Origin of the sequence: Limosilactobacillus reuteri (assembly GCF_034259105.1) — a bacterium.
Classification (GTDB): domain Bacteria; phylum Bacillota; class Bacilli; order Lactobacillales; family Lactobacillaceae; genus Limosilactobacillus; species Limosilactobacillus reuteri_G.
The window spans coordinates 1,705,281-1,724,006 of sequence record NZ_CP139478.1 but is presented as its reverse complement, the minus strand read 5'-3'; the positions used below and the strand labels follow the sequence as shown (position 1 = coordinate 1,724,006).

Sequence of the window (18,726 nt, the reverse complement as noted above, 5' to 3'; positions counted from 1 at the left end):
TTTTTTGTATGACTAAATATAAACCAGAACTGAAAGCCCAAATTGTTCAAGAATACCTTTCGACTTCACAAAGTACTAATGATTTAAGTGAAAAATATCAAATTAGTGGACGACGTATCGCGGAATGGGTTCAGAGATACCAATTGAGAGGAATCGATGCACTTAAAAAACGGCGCCATAAACGAATATTTACCACCGATTTTAAACTAAATGTGATAGACTACTACCAAACTCATGAGGATTCGATGGCTGAAGTAGCGTCTCGCTTTAATATTTTAACAGCGCAAGTTTCGAGCTGGCGCTCGCAATTTGAACGGGACGGTATTACAGCTTTGAAGCCTCACCCGAAAGGTAGGCCGTCTAAAGTGAAACATACTAAAAAACAGGCTCGTCAGCTCGCTAATAAGAGTGAGCTGGAACGATTAAAGGAAGAATTAGCGAAGAAGAACCAAGAACTTTATGATACTAAAATGGAGCGTGATATTCTAAAAAAATCGCTGTCCCTGTTCGGACCCTCAAAGCCAGGAAGAAAACCCAAATAGTGGATCAGATCAGGGACGATCAATCACAGCGACCAAAGAAACTGCGCTATAAGATTGGCGATCTTCTCCAAGCCATTGGGCTTGCCAAGGCAACCTATCATGATGAACGTAAACGAATTGCCCACTCCCACGACAAATACGAAGAAACTAAAGTTCAAATCCTAAAGATTGCCCAACGGTTCAGACTTCGTGGACGTTGGACCGCAGGCTATCGTCGTATTCAAATGGAACTGGATCAAATAGGATTACACCTGAGTGGAGATACTATTCGCAAGTTAATGCGGGAATTAAATATTCAAGTAACCTTATATAATCGCCATCGTAATGGTAAGTATTCATCTTACCATGGTACGGTTGGTAAGATTGCGGACAATCGGTTAAAACAAAACTTCAATGAAAAACGTCCTTATCATGTTATTCATACTGATGTGACACAGGTCCGTTTAGCTAATCATCAGTGGGCTTACATCTCAGCGATGATTGATGAAGCAAGTCAAGAAATTCTAGCTTTCCAAACAAGTATCAGTCCAAACAAAGAACTGATTGTAAAAACCGTAGAAGAATTAATTACCAATCTGCCTGATAACACTCATCCAGTTATCCATTCGGATCAGGGCTGGCATTACCAGTTAGATTACTATACCCAAAAATTGGCGGATCACCAATTCATTCAAAGTATGTCCCGGAAGGGAAATTGCCTAGATAACGCTCCAGTAGAAAGTTTCTTTCACTTATTTAAGACCGAGTTACTAGCAGGATTTCTGCCATGTAAAGATATCACAGAATTAATTGAACTTTCTCAAGACTATGTTCAATACTTTAATCATGTCAGAACAACCTTAAAAACAAAAGGCATGACTCCAGTCGAATACCGAAATCATGCCTTAGCAGCTTAATATTTTAATTTTGTCTAACTTTTTTCTTGCACTTCAGAACATAAATACCGTTCAGCCCTGCTTCTTTAATTCAGTTGTAAAATGAGATTGCTAAAAACGTCACACCAAAGATAAAAATTTTTTATATCAAATTACTCTCCCAAAAGTAAATAGTGCCCAGTCTTTTATTGCATCAAAAATTACAACAAAATTTATTATTATCTTACAATATTTGATTACTTTTTTAAACACTGATAACTGAAAATAAGGGTATTTATCTATTGAATTTATAATGATAAATAAAAATTATACCAACACTAGTAAGTTCAACCCAGTAACCAAACTAGCCAAAACATATCCAAGGACGGTTTGCCATGGTGAATTAACATGTGGTCCCATCAGTTTCTTATTGCCCGTCAAAGCAACAAGGGGATAGAGCGTAAATGGCAAGGCGATACTGAGGACGATTTGCGCATAAATGATGAGTTGCTCAAATTGCTCTTCGTTAAAATTAATCATGAAGCCGATAATTAGGATTGGTACTAAGGTTACGGCCCGCGTAAGGAGACGCCTTTTCCAGAGTGGGAGGCGAATATTGATAAATCCTTCCATGACAATTTGTCCAGCCAAGGTACTAGTGATGGAGGAGATTAAACCAGTTACCAAAAGGGCAAAGGCAAAGAGCCAACTCATTAATGGGCTTGCTAGAGTACCAACGATATGGGGATTTTTTAGCCCGAAAAAGACGTCCTCAAGACTGCCGAGACTTGCCGCATGAAAGAAGAGGGTTCCACCAAGGATAAGCAGAAGGGCGTTGACGACGAAGGCCGCAAAAAGGTGAATTAATGAATCCCAATTAGCAAAACGGAGCGTTTCTTTGACTTGCTTTGGATCATGCTCATCATAGCGTCGACTTTGCGCCAGGGAGGAATGAAGATAAATATTATGGGGCATAATCGTGGCTCCGACAATCCCTAAACTAATTAGCAACTCACTGTGATTAGTAAAAATCGTGGAACGGGGAATAAAGCCATCCATAATCGCGGAAAATTCAGGGTGGGCCCGACATACTTCAATCGCAAAGATGGCACCGACAACCAGAATAGCAGTTAAAACGATAAATTCAATTCGGCGGATCCCGAAATGAAGGAAGAAGAGGACTACTAAAACGTCCGCAATTGTTAATAGCACCCCGATGAGCAATGGTAGTTTAAATAGCATATTTAAGGCGACAGCAGTTCCAACGACTCCGGTTAAGTCTGTTGCTATCATGGCGATTTCGTTAAATAACCATAAGGCAATTCGCAGGGGAGTAGGTAAACGCCGCGCAATTGCTTGGGCGAGGTCGGTTCGGGTGGTAACGCCGAGTTTGATTGATAAAGATTGCATATACATAGCGATTAAAATGGCGGTAAAAAGAACCACTAATAGCTGATAGTGGTATTGGCTACCACCAGCAAGAGATGTTAACCAGTTTCCTGGATCCATATAACCAACGGCGACTAAAGCACCTGGCCCACTATAAGCAAGAAATTTCTGCCAAAATGCACTTTGATAGACATTTGGAACATCAACACTCCCATTGATTTCGTCTAAACTTTTCCGTTCCATTTTTATCCCTTTCGTTGCACAAGATCAGTAATAAACTGAGCAAATTCTGGTGAGTCATTGAGCGAAGGTACCATTACAAGGTTATTTCCGCCATTTTCACGAAAGACTTGATAGTTCTGCACTTGATCTTCTTCTAATGTTTCTAAACAGTCCGCCACAAATGATGGAGCGACGACTAACACATCACGATGCCCAAGTTGTGCCTCATTAAGCAGCGTATTCCGGAGGTAAGGTTTTAACCATGGCATTGGGCCAAACTTAGATTGGTAAGCCATCTTAATTTGCTTTTCGGGAATGTCAAGGCGTTTAATCAGTTCCATGGTGGCCGCTTCTGTTTCATCGCGATAAGGATCACCATGATTAACCATGGCTGTCGGAATTCCATGATACGAAATGAGTAATTTGTCATATTTCCCTTTATCCCATGCCGTTTGGATTTGCTTAGCCAATAAGTCTAAATAATCTTCTTCTGCCGAGAAACGATCAATTATTTTCGCTTCTGGATCAGCATTTTTGACCTTATCAATGATCGTTTGGGTTGTGCTTTTAGTGAAAAAAGGGAAGAGAGGGAGAACGGTAATATTTTGACATTCCTTTTTCATTTCGACAATTGTGTCACTAATTTTAGACTTGCCATAGGTCATTGCCATTTTGACAATCCACTCCGGCATCAATTCCTGAACCTTAGCAACCAACCGTTCTGTGTAGACAATCAATGGAGACCCATCTTTTGTCCAACAATTACGATAAAAAGTCGCTGATCGCCATGACCGCGTTGGAAGAATAATTCCGCGAAGGAGTGGTTGCCATAGTGCTGGTGGCATTTCGATAACATTCCGATCGCTGAGAAATTCTTTCAAATAACGCTTAACGTCGGGAGTTGTTGGCGTATCGGGTGAACCGAGATTGACTAATAATAGTCCGTTCTTTTTCATGTGTAGCGCTCCTGTTTTATAAAATGATTCTTTTTTATTTTACACCTGTCTATGTAAATTTTCTTGACAACTTACTTTTAACTAGTTATTATTACTGTAATTTGAAATACGAGGAAATTACCAATGGAAAACAATTATTTTGTTAACGCAAATATTTGTTGTTGTGAATCGCGTCTTATGCGACTCACTTTTTGGTATACTCATTTTTAATTGAATTACTATCAAGTTGATAACACATAAGGCGCAAATCCAAGATTATTTCTTGAGTTTGCGCCTTTTTGTAGTGCGCCCGGCATGGGTATTAGCTAGGTGGTGAAAGTCCGCTATGGGCCGTAGTAGTCGGAACCATGAGCTGAGGACAAGGGTGTCCACCGTGAGGTGGAATCTGAAGGAAGTCTAAGGCAAAGTACTGCATCGATGAACAAGAAGTAGCTATAAGGCTGGAATTAACTGGATAAGGCTGCTAGACAAGTTGAAGTCCAATACTACTCGAAGTTGGTCTCAGTAAAGCTAACGATGACATGGTACGAAAGCTAATATTCTTACCCGGGGAGATCTGGCCTACACGTTTCCGACAAGAGGAATAAGTTTAATTTCCACAGAAACAAGCGGTGCAGTGATGCAGTGTTGAGTAAGCCAGAAGTCAGCCGAGGTCATAGTAGTTTGAATAATCAGATGAAGGACTGAACGACAATAACTTGTAACTTATATCGGAGGTGTAATCAGGTGCGACAATCGCAGAAAACAGAACAACAAGCTGACCGCTTGTCGAGGATAGGTTTGGAAAACCGAAAGTACACAAGGGCGCGTAGTACCGGTTATGGTGAAGGTAAAGGTATGAGTGTCACTATCCAAGACCTGGTCTTGGATCGCAATAACCTTAATCAGGCTTATTTGCGAGTTAAGAGAAATAAAGGAGCAGCAGGCGTTGACGATATGACAGTCAATGACCTTCTGCCATATCTCAGAGAAAATAAGACGGAACTGATCGCTAGTTTGCGTGAGGGCAAGTATAAACCAGCTCCAGTCAAACGGGTAGAAATTCCGAAGCCTAATGGTGGAGTAAGAAGACTTGGAATACCAACGGTGGTGGACCGAATGGTTCAACAAGCTGTAGCCCAAATTCTTACGCCTATCTTTGAGCGTATTTTCTCTGATAATAGCTTTGGCTTCCGTCCCCACCGTGGGGCCCATGACGCTATTTCAAAAGTAGTAGATCTTTATAATCAAGGTTATCGAAGAGTTGTCGACTTAGACCTAAAAGCCTATTTTGATAACGTTAATCATGACTTGATGATTAAGTATCTCCAACAATATATTGATGACCCATGGACACTAAGACTCATTCGTAAGTTTCTAACTAGCGGAGTCTTAGACCATGGGCTTTTCGCTAAGAGTGAAAAAGGAACCCCACAAGGAGGGCCATTGTCACCACTACTGGCGAACATCTATCTAAATGAGTTGGACGAAGAGTTGACTAGACGTGGTCACCACTTTGTGCGCTATGCGGATGATTGTAACATCTATGTTAAAAGTCAACGAGCCGGAGAACGAGTAATGCGAAGCATTACCCAGTTTCTAGAAAAGCGCTTGAAAGTTAAAGTGAACCCAGATAAAACCAAAGTCGGTAGCCCGCTACGGTTGAAGTTTCTTGGCTTTTCGTTGGGTGTAGACCACAATGGGGCCTACGCCCGTCCAGCTAAACAATCGCAACAACGAGTAAAGAAAGCACTGAAGTTATTAACTAAACGTAATCGTGGAATATCTCTGACAAGAATGTTTGAAGAAATTCATCGAAAAATGCGTGGGTGGCTTCAGTACTACTCAATTGGGAAACTAACTAACTTTATTCAACGCCTTGACAAGTGGTTGAGGGTCCGAATAAGGCAGTATATTTGGAAGCAATGGAAAAAGTTTAAAACTAAGGTAACTAACTTACAGAAGTTGGGGATGTCCCAGCGTGATGCATATGTCTTCGCTAGTACCCGAAAGGGCTACTGGCGAACTGCACATAGTAAGACCTTGAGCTATTCTCTAACTAATAGAAAACTGGAACAACTCGGACTTATGAATATGTCCAAGACGCTCCAGTCAATTCAATGTGATTAAGTTGTCGAACCGCCGTATACGGAACCGTACGTACGGTGGTGTGAGAGGTCGATAATTGAACTAATCAATTATCTCCTACTCGATTATTCTGAGGAAGAAGGAACCATTATGTTAGTTGAAAATACTTATGATTTGATTGGTCACACCCCCTTGATGCACCTGCCGATGAAGACTCCGAATGACGTTAATATTTATGCTAAGCTCGAAATGTTTAATCCTGGTGGCAGTATTAAGGATCGTTTGGGGATGGCGTTAATCCAGCGAGGAATGGAAGAAGGAAAAATAACAGATACAACAACGATTATTGAACCAACGGCCGGAAATACAGGAATTGGAGTTGCTTTAGCAGCCTTAAAATACCATTTACCAGTTAAATTAGTGGTGCCAGAAAAGTTTAGTTTTGAAAAGCAAACGTTAATGCGTGCGCTAGGAGCTGAAGTGATTAATACCCCGAGTGAAGAGGGAATTAAGGGGGCAATTGCGGCCGCAAAAGAATTGGCGGCTGCAATTGGGAATGCTTATGTGCCTTTACAATTCCAGAATCCAGCGAATCCTGATGTTTATCAGCACACCTTGGGACCAGAAATTTTAGCTGATCTTGCTAATAAACCGCTGGCGGCCTTTGTAGCTGGGGCAGGAAGTGGTGGCACTTTTGCGGGGATTCAAAAGGCGCTCCAAGATGCTTACCCAGAGTTGAAAGGCTATATTGTTGAACCAGCCGGATCGATTTTAAATGGGGGCCCAGCCCATAGTCACCGTACAGAAGGAATTGGCGTTGAATTTATTCCGCTATTCTTCAAGAATTTAGATTATACCGGGGTAAAAACAATCAGTGATGAGGATGCATTCTATTATGTTCGCTGGGTTGCTAAAAATCTCGGCCTCTTTATTGGTAGCTCTAGTGGGGCTGCGCTTGCGGCAAGTTTAGAAGTTGCTAAAGAATTACCGCACGGGGCTAATTTAGTCACGGTATTTTCTGATTCAAGCGAACGTTACCTCAGTGAACATATTTATGAGGAATAGGCATGAATATCTTTCATTTCATTACGGATCGTTCATACATTAAAGAAGAACAAAAACGAGAGCGAGCTAAGGTAAATTGGTTGAAAATCTTTAGTTGGCATCGTTAATTCATTTTAGTTATCTATTAATATTCAATGTTTCTATTTCTAATTTAGTCGAACTATCACTATAATTAAGTAAGAAAGGACGGGATCATGATGAAGATTGTTGTATTAACAGGAAGTCCCCATCATCCAGGAACTTCTGAGCAATTAGCAGATGCTTTTGTTAAGGGCGCAACTGAAGCAGAAAATGAAGTTTATCGCTTTGATGCTGGACGCCGGACCGATGAATTTTCGATGATTAAATTGGAGGACAATCATCCCGGACAAGAAGTTGCGATTGAACCGAATGATGTTATTACTAATGAAGTAATGCCTAAGCTGTTAGCGGCAGACATGGTAGTCTTGGTTAGTTCGCTATATTATTATGGGATCAATGCAGCGCTAAAAGCAGTGATTGATCGTTTCTACAGCTATAACCATGAACTTCACGGCGGAAAGAAAGCTATTACTTTAGTGAGTGGTTATGGTCAAGCAGATGCCTTTGCTTCACTTAACTTATATTTTAAGCAATTGCTTGAATATATGCGTTGGGATAAAGTAGGAGAGGTACTCGCAGCTGATTCTTGGAATAATCAAAAACTGGCTAAACACGTTGAAGAAGCTTACCAGCTAGGAAAGACAGTTAAATAGAAGAATATAAATAAAAAGCGTTAAATTGGCGGAAAGACTATATGCCGTCTAAAATAAATCCTCAATTTAACGCTTTTAATAATCTAGAAGAATATTTTACTCATAATAATCATAAATACCAATAAACAGGTTGAGCTAATCGCAGCCACACCAAAAACGGCCCCTCCACGTTTAAAAATAACCTTAAAGTTTACTGAAACACCTAATGCAGCCATTGCCATTCCTAAAAAGATATAGGCTGCTTGAACAAGTGCATCAAGAAAGGCTGGTGAGAATGGAAGAAAGGTTCCTAACACACTAGTTAAAATAAAACCGCCGAGGAACCAAGGAATTGGTAATTTCTTTGGTTCTTTAGTATGTTCTTCTTCACTTTCAACTATAAGGCGGTGTTGATACCAGTAACCAACAATTAAAGCGACTGGCGCTAAGAGAAGAACCCGTGAAAGTTTCATAATAAGGGCGTTATCTAAACTTGCTTCACCAAAAGCTCCCCCGGCTGCAACGGCATGAGCAATTTCATATAATGAACCACCAGCCACAATTCCAAACTGTGGATCGGTAAGTCCGAGGAGTGGCTTTATTCCAATTTCAACTAAAGTAAAGACTGTCCCCATTACACAAACAACAGCAACAGCTAATACTTCATTTTCTCGTTTGCGCTCCTCGTTGTCAGTTTCAATTTGTGGTGAAACCCCCATTACAGCAGCCGCTCCACAAATACCACAGCCGCAAGCAGAAAGGATAGCTAATTCATCTTCTGCACCAAACTTTCGACTAAGCCAATAAGTAAGGACAATCGTGCCGGTAACTTCAATAGCCGCAACTAAAATAGTCTTAACCCCAGCGGCAGCAAGTTTTTCTAGGTTTAAGCGGAAACCAAGAAGAATAATACCAAGCCGTAAAAATTTGTTAGAAATAAATCCGATGCCGCCTTGAGCCTCATTCCGCAAGCTAGCAGGAGTCAACTGCATGGCAATACCTAATAATAAAGCAATAACCAATGCCCCGATTAAGTTGACATAAGGTAGTTTTGCTAAAAGCACCCCAGCAACAGAACAAATTAAGGTCATAATGGCAGCAATCCAGAATGACCTAGTCTTCATAATACTCATTAGATTTTCTAACCCCCAAATAATAATTAATACCTTACCACTTTAACAAATGTGTCGTGATAAACAAGAGGGAATTTAGAAATTAATAACAAATTGTTTAATTGTATCGTTTATCTCAGATTAAGGTTATACTATTCTTTGTAATTTCAACATTTAAAAATCAAAATGAGGTGAGAAAATGGAAATTAAAAGTGTTAACTTAGATCAACCATATTCGTCTCTAGACATTTATCATAGTCATACTGATAAAGCTTTACCTGGCCTTGTTATTTTGCCAGGAGGCAGTTATAACCAGATTATGGAACGAGATTCCGAACGGGTGGCATTAACGTTTGCAACCCATGCATGGCAAACATTTGTTGTACGATATCCGGTAGTTGAGCATAAGAATTATGAAGAAGCCAAAATAGCGGTTCACCAAGCATTTGAATATATCGTCAACCATGCAGCTGAATTTGATGTTGACACTGATCGGTTGGGGATTATTGGCTTTTCTGCAGGAGGCCAAATTGCCGCTGCATATAGTAACGAAAAACTAACACATGCTAAATTTGCCGCATTAGGATATCCTGTTATTCAACCCTTGATTGATGAACGCATGGGGGTTACAACAGAAAATGTAGCAAAATTGGTAAATCCGCAAACACTACCAACCTTTATGTGGGGATCGGCAAAAGATGAACTGACTCCCTTTGTTGATCACCTTCAAGTATATGCAGATGCGTTAATTAAGCATGATATTCCATATGAATTACATGAGTTTGGCACTGGGGGACATGGAATCGCGTTAGCTAACGAATATACTGGTATTGTTAATAATGATCGGGTAGATACGCATATGGGAAAGTGGTTCCCACTATTTCTTGAGTGGTTAACTGAGTTGAATTTAATTTAGCTAAAAATTATGGAGCTTCAAACGACTATTATTTTGTCGCGTGAAGCTCCTTTTTAACATTAAGTTGGTAAAGTTGATTATTTCCCAGGAAATATTAAATTTCAATTTTCTTTGTGGCAATTTGCTTAATAAAATTTTGATCATGTTCAACAATTAGCATTGGTGGTCGCTTTTCTTGAATTAACTGAATTAGTTGTTGCTGATTATAGGTATCAAGATAATTTAGCGGCTCATCCCATAAATAAAGGTGAGCGGGCTCAGCTAATGACCGTGCTAGTTCAACCTTCTTTTGTTGTCCCATACTCATTTCTTCAATCGGAACATCAAAAGTAGTACGTTCCATTCCTAATTTACGAAAAAGGTTAAGAAATTGATCGTAGTTGATTTTAGAAGAAGATGCAAAACTACGTAAACTTCCATGATTATCAGAATAATCTTGACGTACTGTGCTGATTTTAAGGGTACTGCTAAAAAGTATATCTCCGCTTTGCTTACCACTGAATGTCCCAATGATTGCATTAATAATACTAGATTTTCCAGTACCATTATTCCCACAGAGCAGGACCTGGTCATTTTTTTTAATGGTTGTAGTGATATTAGAACAGAGTTGTTTAGTTGGATACGATAACGTTAGATCATTAATGCTTAACAATAGTTGATGATTAGTGGGGAGGACATTAATTGTTAGCGGAACAACATTTTCAATCTCTTTTAAAAGTCCTTTTCGTTCCTCGATTGCGGTGTCTAAGCGTCCTTTCATTATGGTTGCTTTTTTCATCATTTTTGCAGCTTTGGCACCAATAAAGCCTTTATCCGCATGCAAATTATTCTTCTTTTCATTTTCTGCTTGTTGAGCCCATTGAGATTTTGCCTGACGTGTTTGCTTTAAATGATGAATATCTTTTAATAAATTTTCGTTTTTCTTGATGGCCGTAGAATCTCGTTGCTCCTTATGAACGAAATAATCACTGTAATTACCATGGGTTAAAACAAGCTGGTGTTGTTCAATCACTAATGAATGGTCAATGACTTTATCGAGAAAATCTCGGTCATGGCTAGTGATAATGAAGCCGTTTTTTTTCGCTTTTAGATATTGAGCAATTTGTTTTCGACCATCCTGATCAAGGTGATTAGTCGGTTCGTCAAGCAGGGGGAAATATCCATCCTGGGCAAAAAGGGTTGCTAGCATCACATGTGTTTGTTCGCCACCACTAAGACTACTGAAAGGTTGCCATAGTAATTCTGTGGGAGTTGCCATCAAATTTAATTCTCGTTCGATTTGCCATTGCTCACCTTGATAGCCACTTCTCATAAGGACATTCAATGTGTAATCATTCGGTTCACGAATTACTAATGGATAATAGTTAAACTTAAGATTGGTTTGAATACTTCCTTGAAAGGAAAGTTGCTTTTGCAAGATTTTGAGTAGTGTGGTTTTGCCCCGACCGTTTCGTCCAAGAAGACCAAGTTTCCAATCGCTGCTAATATTAAGATCACAATGATTAAAAAGTGGTTCTTGTCCCGGATAAGCAAAAGTTAAATTATTTATCGTGATTGGTTCCATTAAAAAATCACCCTTTCGTTACTCGCAGAAAAGGTAACGAAAAAAAGCCCACCACTACAGGTAGACTTTTAAACTAATGGTATTGGCCCATTAGTTCTCATTTATTGATCAATCATTGAAAAATAATTCTACCCGTAGTACCTTTCTGCGTGAATCCACAGTTCCAGATACATTAAATTGTGTAGAATTAAAATTTCAATGGATGATCCCTCCTAAAATTTGCTGCTAATAATATAGCAATTTGCCTTCAACTTGTCAATCAACTAATTTAATTCGCCTTCAGCAATTTGATCCAACATTGGACGCGAAGGAATAAAGAAGAGTTGACCACCTAAAATATCAGAGAAAGTTAGGAGATAATCGTTTTGCTCAAGCATATTTTCAAGCATCTTCTTAGTTACAGTCCAATGCCGTGAATAACCAATAAAGAAAGTTCCAGTATTATCAGCGGCAGGGTCTGAATATGGAACATTCATGCGCACAATCTTCTGTTCAATACCATCAATTTCCGCTTGGGAAGCGACATTATGAGCATTCTTAAACTTCTCTTTTTCGCTTAATTCTAAGCCAGAAAACTTCTTTCGTCCAACAGCTTTTTCTTGCGTTTCAGTAGTTAGCTTATTCCAAATGTCCATGTTATGCCGCCATTTTTGTGTAAAGGCATATGAACCATTTTCAAACGTAGGATCCTCATCACCAATAATTGCGTATTCAGCAGCATCCTGAGGTTCCGGATTTTCAGTTCCATCAATAAAGCCAATAATGGCCCGGCCTTCAAAATAGCGAAAGCCCTTTGTTTCATCAACAACATTAGTAATATCTCTAATAAAGAGCATTACTTGAGCCATGAATTCGTAAACTGCAGCCTCATCGTTTGCACGAATATGGAGGAAAATATCTCCTTTTGCGGCAGGCATTTTGTATTTTGGCCCGGTTAATGTTTGGTAAGTTTCTAATTCTTTGGGTTTAGGGGCATTTGGGAAAAGATAGTCCCATGCGTCGTTGCTAAAGCCTAAAGAAACTTTAAGATTACCCTTATTATCCCGAATTCGCAGTGATCGAGTAATTGCTTGGAACCGTTCAACAAATTCTTGAATTGCTTCTTGTTCCTTTGCTTGATTTTCTCGTTTTAATTCTAATACAGTAAATTGGACATGTTCACCGGCGTCTTTCCAAACGTCTTGTGCTTTATTAGGATTCATTACCATTAGCTTCATCCTCCTTAAAATTACTACAAGGCAATTATAGCATTCTTTAAGGATAATTCTTAGATTAAGTTGAAGCCGCTTTCAAACTGAATTAAAATAAAATTGATACTAATTTTACAAAAGAGGCGGTTATTGTGCAGAAAACACAAACGAAGAAAAAACATCATTTTCATATGCCCTCTGCGTTTACAATTTTATTTTTAATTATTATTTTAATTGCAATTTTAACGTGGATTATACCAGCAGGGACATATGAGACGGATAAAGCTGGAAATATTATTTCTGGCACATATAAGGCGGTGACAAATAAACCCCAGGGAATTTGGGATATCTTTATGGCACCCGTTATCGGGATGGTCGGTGATAAAAAGACAGATGGAGCTATCTCAGTATCACTATTTATTCTTGTTATCGGTGGATTCCTAGGAGTGGTTAATAAGACAAATGCATTAAACGAAGGGATCGGTTCAATCGTTCGCCGGTATAAGGGACGAGAAAAACAATTGATTCCAATTTTAATGCTTCTGTTTGCTCTTGGTGGATCAACATATGGAATGGGGGAAGAAACGATTGCATTCTATCCTCTCTTGATCCCCGTGATGATGGGTGTTGGCTTTGATTCAATTGTAGCGGTTGCGATTGCTTTAGTGGGAAGTCAAGTTGGTTGTTTAGCATCAACTGTTAACCCGTTTGCCACAGGAGTAGCTTCTCAAACGTTAAATATTTCTCCTGGTGATGGTTTAGTTTCCCGGGTAATCCTTTTAATTATTACGATAACGATTAGTATTATTTATGTTTACCACTATGCATCGGTAATTGAAAAAGATCCAACTAAATCATTGGTTTACAATCAACGAGCAGAAGATGAAAAGCACTTTTTAGTCAAGGCTGATCCTAATGACGACCATAAGATGACCGGTCGTCAAAAGACAGTTATTTGGCTATTCGGAATTACTTTTGTTGTGATGATTCTAGGACTAATTCCATGGTCAAACCTTAATAGCCATTGGACATTTTTTGATAAATTTACAAAGTGGTTGGTTAATATTCCATTCCTAGGCGATTTATTAGGGCATGATATGGCACCCCTTGGAACATGGTACTTCAATGAAATTACCATGCTCTTCCTCTTTATGTCGGTCTTGATTATGGCTGTTTACCATATGAAGGAAAGCGAATTTATTGATGCTTTCATGTCAGGAATGGGAGATTTCTTAAGCGTTGCAATTATTGTGGCAGTTGCACGGGGAATTCAAGTAATAATGAATAATGGGATGATCACTGGAACAGTTCTTCACTGGGGAGAATTGGGCCTTCATGGATTATCACAAACGATCTTTATTATTTTGACTTACATTTTCTATATCCCAATGTCATTCTTAATTCCATCAACGTCTGGGTTAGCTGCGGCAACGATGGGAATTATCGGACCAATGGGACATTTTGCGCATGTTTCTGGTAGCCTTGTTATTACTGCTTATCAAGCAGCTTCAGGTTGGGTTAACCTTATTACCCCAACTTCGGGAGTTGTTATGGGAGCATTAGCAATTGCGCATATTAATGTCGGCATTTGGTGGAAGTGGATGCTGAAATTAATGATTTATCTCTTTGTTGCTACTTGCTTGTTCTTAGGAATTGCTGCCTTGCTCTAGGAGGGGATTTGAATGGATAAAATTATTACAGAAGATGAACAAAAAGCTGCTGTTAAAACTTTAGAACGACTAATTTCTGTTCCATCATATAATCAACCAGCAGAAGAAGGCGCACCATTTGGCAAAGGAATTCGTAACGCCCTCGATGAAATGATGAAGATTTGTGATGAATTAGGTTTTAAGACCTATGAAGATCCAGACGGGTACTATGGCTATGCAGAAGTTGGTAGTGGGGACAAAATTTTTGGTGTAATTTGTCATCTTGATACGGTTCCTGCCGGCGATTTAGGCAAATGGAAACATAATCCATTTAAAGGCACAGTAATCAATGGTGCAGTTTATGGACGAGGGTCACAAGATGATAAAGGTCCAGGAATTGCAGCTTTATATGCTGTTAAAGCATTGATGGATCAAGGTTATCACTTCAATCAACGAATTCGTTTTATTTATGGAACTGATGAAGAAATTCTATGGCGTGGAATTGCTGAATATAATAAAAAGGAAGCGCCAATTGATAGTGGAATTTCTCCTGATGCTGAATTTCCATTAATTTATGCTGAAAAGGGGTTGCAACAATCTTATCTCGTTGGTCCAGGAACAGATCAACTAAAGATTAACTTGAAAAATGCGTTTAATGCGGTCCCTGATAGTGCAGTGTACGATGGTCCAAAGCAGGATGAAGTGAAGGCGGCTTTAGATAAGTATGGCTTTGAATATACAAGTGACGGTAATTCAATTACTGTTATTGGCAAGTCTGTTCATGCGATGATGGCACCGGAAGGAACGAATGCTGTTTTACGGTTAGCGATTGCGCTTGATGATGTTTTTGATTTTAAGCCACTTGATTTTATTGGCAAATTATTTAAGGAAGATGCAACGGGGAGCAATGTTCTCGGTGATGTTCGCGATGAGTCTGGACAATTAACTTTCAATATTTCTAGTCTTGAGATTAATGAAAATGAAACAAGAATGCAGATTGATTTACGAATTCCCGTAACGATCGATCGCGATAATTTACTAGCAAAACTAAGTAAACAGGTGGCAGCTTATGATTTGAAGTATGTTCATTTTGATTATTTAGCACCCCTGTACGTTCCAAAAGACAGTAAATTAGTGCAAACTTTGATGAAAGTTTATAAAGAACAAACTGGGGATGTTGATGCTGAACCACAAATTTCTGGTGGGGCAACATTTGCTCGAACCATGAATAATTGTGTTGCCTTTGGCGGAATGTTACCAACAACTCCCGATTATATGCATCAAGCTAATGAACAGTGGCCATTGCCAGACATGTATAAAGCGATGGAAATCTATGCTCAGGCAATCAAGAAGCTTTGTGTGGATTAAGTAAAAAAGAGTAAAACGATGAATTAGTCATTGCTTTACTCTTTTTTAATAAAAAAATTATAAAAATATAATGTATAGTTGTTCACAAATCGTTCAAAAAAGAGCTAAAATAGCGTTCTCATCCGTTTTCATCTATTTTCATTTAAAGCGCGTTATAATAACAATGTAATTGATTACAATTTTTTGTAATAAATCTTTGTTAAACGTTTGACATTTTAAAAAGTTCATTGTATATTATTGATGTACAGAAATGATAAACGTTTGTCAAATACCTATAGAAAGAGTACCTACTAATTATGAATAACAAAAATTCTCTTGTTACCAAATTGGCATTCCTGTCAGTTTCATTCATGGTTACGAGTGCTTATGCCATTCAAGGTTCTTTACCGCAATTAAAGGCGGCACTCGGAATCTCACAGACACAGTCAGAATATTTAGTTACAACTCCATCATTTGCTGTAATGATTTTTGTTGTCCTTTCACCATTACTTCAACAATGGTTCAATATTTCTGATAAAAAGATTATTATGGCCGGGGTTACAATTGTTGGTCTTGCCGGAATTGTTCCTATGTTTGCGAATGACTACACTGCGATTTTGATTTCCCGGTTAGTTTTAGGAGCAGGATTTGGTTTATATAACTCTCAAGCAATTTCGATGATTTCAGTTTGGTATGAAGGTACAACCCGAGCTCAAATGCTTGGTTGGCGTGCTGCGGCTGAACAAATCGGTCAAGCTTGTACCCTTGCAATTGCCGGATTAATTCTTAGTTATGCAGGTTGGCATGCATCATTTGCCGTTTATCTTCTTGCTTTCGTTGTTCTTTTCTTCTTTGCAGTTCGTGTTCCTGACGATAGCAAAGCACAAGATAATAACGTTGCAGAAGACGATCTTGCTGAAGAATTAACTGAAGTGGAAGAACCAATTAAAAAGATTAGTCCAGTAGTTTACCTCCTTGTTCTCTTTGCCTTCCTCTTGGTTGTAGATTATGTTGGAATGGAAAATCGTTTCCCTGGCCTAACCGTTGCAATTAAGGGAAGTAGCTATACTGGTTCATCAATGTTCCTTTCCTTAATGTTAATTGGGGCAACGCTTGGTGGTTTATTCTACGGATCAATTAATAAAGTGTTAGGTTTTAACACTGTTTACCTTGGTCTCGGGTTAATGGCCATTTCAAACTTCTTATTTGCCTTCGCAAACGGTAACTTTGCAATGTTAGTAATTGGTTTGCTTTTAATCGGCTTCCCACTACAATTAGTTTCTCCGTTGATTTTTAACTTGTTGCCGGATTTAGCTCCTGCTAAGCGTCAACCATTAGTAACTTCAATGGTACTGATTGGTTTTAACTTTGGAGCTTTCTTCTCACCAACAATTGCTGAATGGATGAATCGATTAGTCGGTCGCCCAATGAGTGGCCTTGATCTTGCCGCACCATTCCCAATCTACGGGGTAATGCTAATAGTTATTGCCTTAATTATTTTCTTTGCAACTCGTCATTCTAAACAAGCTAACTAAATTTAAAATTATTGGAGGATATCATTATGCCAATCAAAAATGAAGCAATATTAATTACTTACTCTGACTCAATGGGTAAAAATATTAAAGAAACTCATGAAGTATTAAAGAACTATATCGGTGATGCAATCGGCGGTGTTCACTTACTTCCATTCTTCCCATCAACTGGTGACCGTGGTTTCGCACCATACCGTTACGATGTTGTTGATTCTGCTTTTGGTAACTGGGATGATGTTGAAGCATTAGGTGAAGACTACTACTTAATGTTTGACTTCATGATTAACCATATTTCCAAGAAGTCTGAAATGTACCAAGACTTCAAGAAGAAGCACAATGATTCTAAGTACAACGACTTCTTTATTCGTTGGGAAAAGTTCTGGGAAAAAGCTGGTAAGAACCGTCCAACTCAAGAAGATGTTGATTTAATTTACAAGCGAAAGGATAAGGCTCCTAAGCAAGAAATTACCTTTGATGATGGTACTACTGAAAACTTATGGAACACTTTCGGTGAAGAACAAATTGATATTAATGTTAAGAGTAAGGTAGCTAACGAATTCTTCAAGGAAACATTAATTGACATGGTTAAGCACGGTGCAGATATGATTCGTCTTGATGCCTTTGCTTACGCTATTAAGAAGGTTGGTACTAATGATTTCTTCGTTGAACCTGAAATCTGGGATCTCTTAAATGAAGTTCAAGATATTTTGGCTCCTTACAAGGCCATCATCCTTCCTGAAATTCACGAACACTACACCATTCCACAAAAGATTTCACAACATGACTTCTTCATCTATGACTTTACCTTACCAATGACTACTCTTTATACCCTTTACTCTGGTAAGACTAACCGCCTTGCTAAGTGGTTAAAGATGTCACCAATGAAGCAATTTACTACTCTTGATACTCATGATGGTATTGGGGTTGTTGATGCTAAGGATATCTTAACTGATGATGAAATCGAATATGCATCCAATGAATTATACAAGGTTGGTGCTAACGTTAAGCGGAAATACTCAAGTGCTGAATACAACAACTTGGATATTTACCAAATTAACTCTACTTACTACTCTGCATTAGGTGACGATGACAAAGCTTACTTGCTTTCTCGTGCATTCCAAGTATTTGCACCTGGTATTCCAATGGTTTACTATGTTGGTTTACTTGCTGGTTCAAATGACCTTGAATTACTTGAAAAGACTAAGGAAGGTCGGAACATCAACCGTCACTACTACACTAAAGAAGAAGTTGCACAAGAAGTTCAACGTCCAGTAGTTAAGAATCTCTTAGACTTACTTGCATGGCGGAATAAATTTGCAGCCTTTGATCTTGATGGTTCAATTGAAGTGGAAACACCAACTGAAACAACTATCAAGGTTACGCGGAAAGATAAGGATGGCAAGAATGTGGCTGTTCTTGATGCTGATGCTGCTAACAAGACTTTCACTATTACAGCTAATGGTGAAAAAGTGATGGAACAAAAATAGTCATCAAATTAATTAGTAATCTTTCTCAAAATAAAATAGGTAGTATTCCTTTCCAAAACGCTTTATCTCTCTCAATAAACTACCTATAAAAAATGGGGCTAGAAGAAAATTTGACGTTTTC

The 18,726-nt window shown here is 38.8% G+C and carries 15 protein-coding genes; 10 read left to right on the top strand and 5 right to left on the bottom strand.

What is annotated here, in order from left to right:
* The first annotated feature begins 8 nt into the window (after nt 1-8).
* Nucleotides 9-542: a helix-turn-helix domain-containing protein gene (locus tag SH603_RS09605; protein WP_169473092.1), complete on the top strand. Its 534-nt coding sequence runs from the start codon at nt 9-11 to the stop codon at nt 540-542.
* Entirely contained in the window at nt 542-1,438 is an 897-nt protein-coding gene (locus tag SH603_RS09600) for an IS3 family transposase (RefSeq protein WP_318635981.1), read from the top strand. The genes SH603_RS09605 and SH603_RS09600 overlap by 1 nt, the downstream gene beginning before the upstream one ends.
* Before the next feature lie 285 nt (nt 1,439-1,723).
* On the opposite strand, the gene SH603_RS09595 is transcribed toward SH603_RS09600, so the two are convergent.
* Together SH603_RS09595 and hemH are read right to left on the bottom strand one after the other, a co-directional pair.
* Entirely contained in the window at nt 1,724-3,028 is a 1,305-nt protein-coding gene (locus tag SH603_RS09595) for an Nramp family divalent metal transporter (protein WP_169473091.1), read from the bottom strand.
* Between the two features lie 2 nt (nt 3,029-3,030).
* Nucleotides 3,031-3,963 carry a ferrochelatase gene (gene hemH, locus SH603_RS09590; RefSeq protein ID WP_169471320.1) on the bottom strand — a complete coding sequence of 311 codons (933 nt, stop codon included), beginning with the start codon at nt 3,961-3,963 and terminating at the stop codon, nt 3,031-3,033.
* Nucleotides 3,964-4,689: 726 nt separating this feature from the next.
* Here hemH and ltrA point away from each other — a divergent pair.
* The 3 genes from ltrA (at nt 4,690) to SH603_RS09575 (ending at nt 7,829) form a co-directional block, all read left to right on the top strand.
* Nucleotides 4,690-6,072 carry a group II intron reverse transcriptase/maturase gene (gene ltrA / locus SH603_RS09585; protein ID WP_321533896.1) on the top strand — a complete coding sequence of 461 codons (1,383 nt, stop codon included), beginning with the start codon at nt 4,690-4,692 and terminating at the stop codon, nt 6,070-6,072.
* Nucleotides 6,073-6,180: 108 nt separating this feature from the next.
* Nucleotides 6,181-7,095, top strand: a complete 915-nt coding sequence (locus SH603_RS09580; RefSeq protein WP_169473620.1) for a PLP-dependent cysteine synthase family protein — start codon at nt 6,181-6,183, stop codon at nt 7,093-7,095.
* Between the two features lie 194 nt (nt 7,096-7,289).
* Nucleotides 7,290-7,829: a flavodoxin family protein gene (locus SH603_RS09575; RefSeq protein WP_169471403.1), complete on the top strand. Its 540-nt coding sequence runs from the start codon at nt 7,290-7,292 to the stop codon at nt 7,827-7,829.
* 83 nt (nt 7,830-7,912) lie between these two features.
* On the opposite strand, the gene SH603_RS09570 is transcribed toward SH603_RS09575, so the two are convergent.
* Entirely contained in the window at nt 7,913-8,941 is a 1,029-nt protein-coding gene (locus tag SH603_RS09570) for a YeiH family protein (protein WP_321533895.1), read from the bottom strand.
* Between the two features lie 178 nt (nt 8,942-9,119).
* On the opposite strand from SH603_RS09570, the gene SH603_RS09565 reads away from it, so the two are divergent.
* Nucleotides 9,120-9,836, top strand: a complete 717-nt coding sequence (locus SH603_RS09565) for an alpha/beta hydrolase (RefSeq protein WP_321533894.1) — start codon at nt 9,120-9,122, stop codon at nt 9,834-9,836.
* A gap of 94 nt (nt 9,837-9,930) precedes the next feature.
* Here SH603_RS09565 and abc-f read toward each other — a convergent pair whose 3' ends face one another.
* Nucleotides 9,931-11,400, bottom strand: coding sequence for a ribosomal protection-like ABC-F family protein (abc-f, locus tag SH603_RS09560; protein WP_321533893.1), 1,470 nt, complete (start codon nt 11,398-11,400; stop codon nt 9,931-9,933).
* A gap of 263 nt (nt 11,401-11,663) precedes the next feature.
* Nucleotides 11,664-12,608, bottom strand: a complete 945-nt coding sequence (locus SH603_RS09555) for a Dyp-type peroxidase (RefSeq protein ID WP_321533892.1) — start codon at nt 12,606-12,608, stop codon at nt 11,664-11,666.
* Nucleotides 12,609-12,742: 134 nt separating this feature from the next.
* On the opposite strand from SH603_RS09555, the gene SH603_RS09550 reads away from it, so the two are divergent.
* From SH603_RS09550 to gtfA, 4 genes are all read left to right on the top strand, one after another.
* A complete protein-coding gene (locus SH603_RS09550) occupies nt 12,743-14,260 on the top strand; it encodes a YfcC family protein (protein ID WP_169471483.1) in 1,518 nt (505 codons plus the stop codon).
* Between the two features lie 12 nt (nt 14,261-14,272).
* Nucleotides 14,273-15,607: a dipeptidase gene (locus SH603_RS09545; protein ID WP_321533891.1), complete on the top strand. Its 1,335-nt coding sequence runs from the start codon at nt 14,273-14,275 to the stop codon at nt 15,605-15,607.
* Nucleotides 15,608-15,903: 296 nt separating this feature from the next.
* On the top strand, nt 15,904-17,121 hold the full coding sequence (locus SH603_RS09540) for an MFS transporter (RefSeq protein ID WP_003670740.1): 1,218 nt from the start codon (nt 15,904-15,906) through the stop codon (nt 17,119-17,121).
* A gap of 26 nt (nt 17,122-17,147) precedes the next feature.
* Nucleotides 17,148-18,605, top strand: a complete 1,458-nt coding sequence (gene gtfA / locus SH603_RS09535; RefSeq protein ID WP_321533890.1) for a sucrose phosphorylase — start codon at nt 17,148-17,150, stop codon at nt 18,603-18,605.
* Nucleotides 18,606-18,726 lie beyond the last annotated feature (121 nt).

Excerpts from the sequence above, each read along its gene's own strand:
- SH603_RS09605 (WP_169473092.1), top strand. The coding sequence starts at position 9 with ATGACTAAATATAAACCAGAACTGAAAGCCCAAATTGTTCAAGAATAC.
- SH603_RS09595 (WP_169473091.1), bottom strand. The coding sequence starts at position 3,028 with ATGGAACGGAAAAGTTTAGACGAAATCAATGGGAGTGTTGATGTTCCA.
- hemH (WP_169471320.1), bottom strand. The coding sequence starts at position 3,963 with ATGAAAAAGAACGGACTATTATTAGTCAATCTCGGTTCACCCGATACG.
- SH603_RS09580 (WP_169473620.1), top strand. The coding sequence starts at position 6,181 with ATGTTAGTTGAAAATACTTATGATTTGATTGGTCACACCCCCTTGATG.
- SH603_RS09575 (WP_169471403.1), top strand. The coding sequence starts at position 7,290 with ATGATGAAGATTGTTGTATTAACAGGAAGTCCCCATCATCCAGGAACT.
- SH603_RS09570 (WP_321533895.1), bottom strand. The coding sequence starts at position 8,941 with ATGAGTATTATGAAGACTAGGTCATTCTGGATTGCTGCCATTATGACC.
- SH603_RS09565 (WP_321533894.1), top strand. The coding sequence starts at position 9,120 with ATGGAAATTAAAAGTGTTAACTTAGATCAACCATATTCGTCTCTAGAC.
- abc-f (WP_321533893.1), bottom strand. The coding sequence starts at position 11,400 with ATGGAACCAATCACGATAAATAATTTAACTTTTGCTTATCCGGGACAA.
- SH603_RS09555 (WP_321533892.1), bottom strand. The coding sequence starts at position 12,608 with ATGGTAATGAATCCTAATAAAGCACAAGACGTTTGGAAAGACGCCGGT.
- SH603_RS09545 (WP_321533891.1), top strand. The coding sequence starts at position 14,273 with ATGGATAAAATTATTACAGAAGATGAACAAAAAGCTGCTGTTAAAACT.
- SH603_RS09540 (WP_003670740.1), top strand. The coding sequence starts at position 15,904 with ATGAATAACAAAAATTCTCTTGTTACCAAATTGGCATTCCTGTCAGTT.
- gtfA (WP_321533890.1), top strand. The coding sequence starts at position 17,148 with ATGCCAATCAAAAATGAAGCAATATTAATTACTTACTCTGACTCAATG.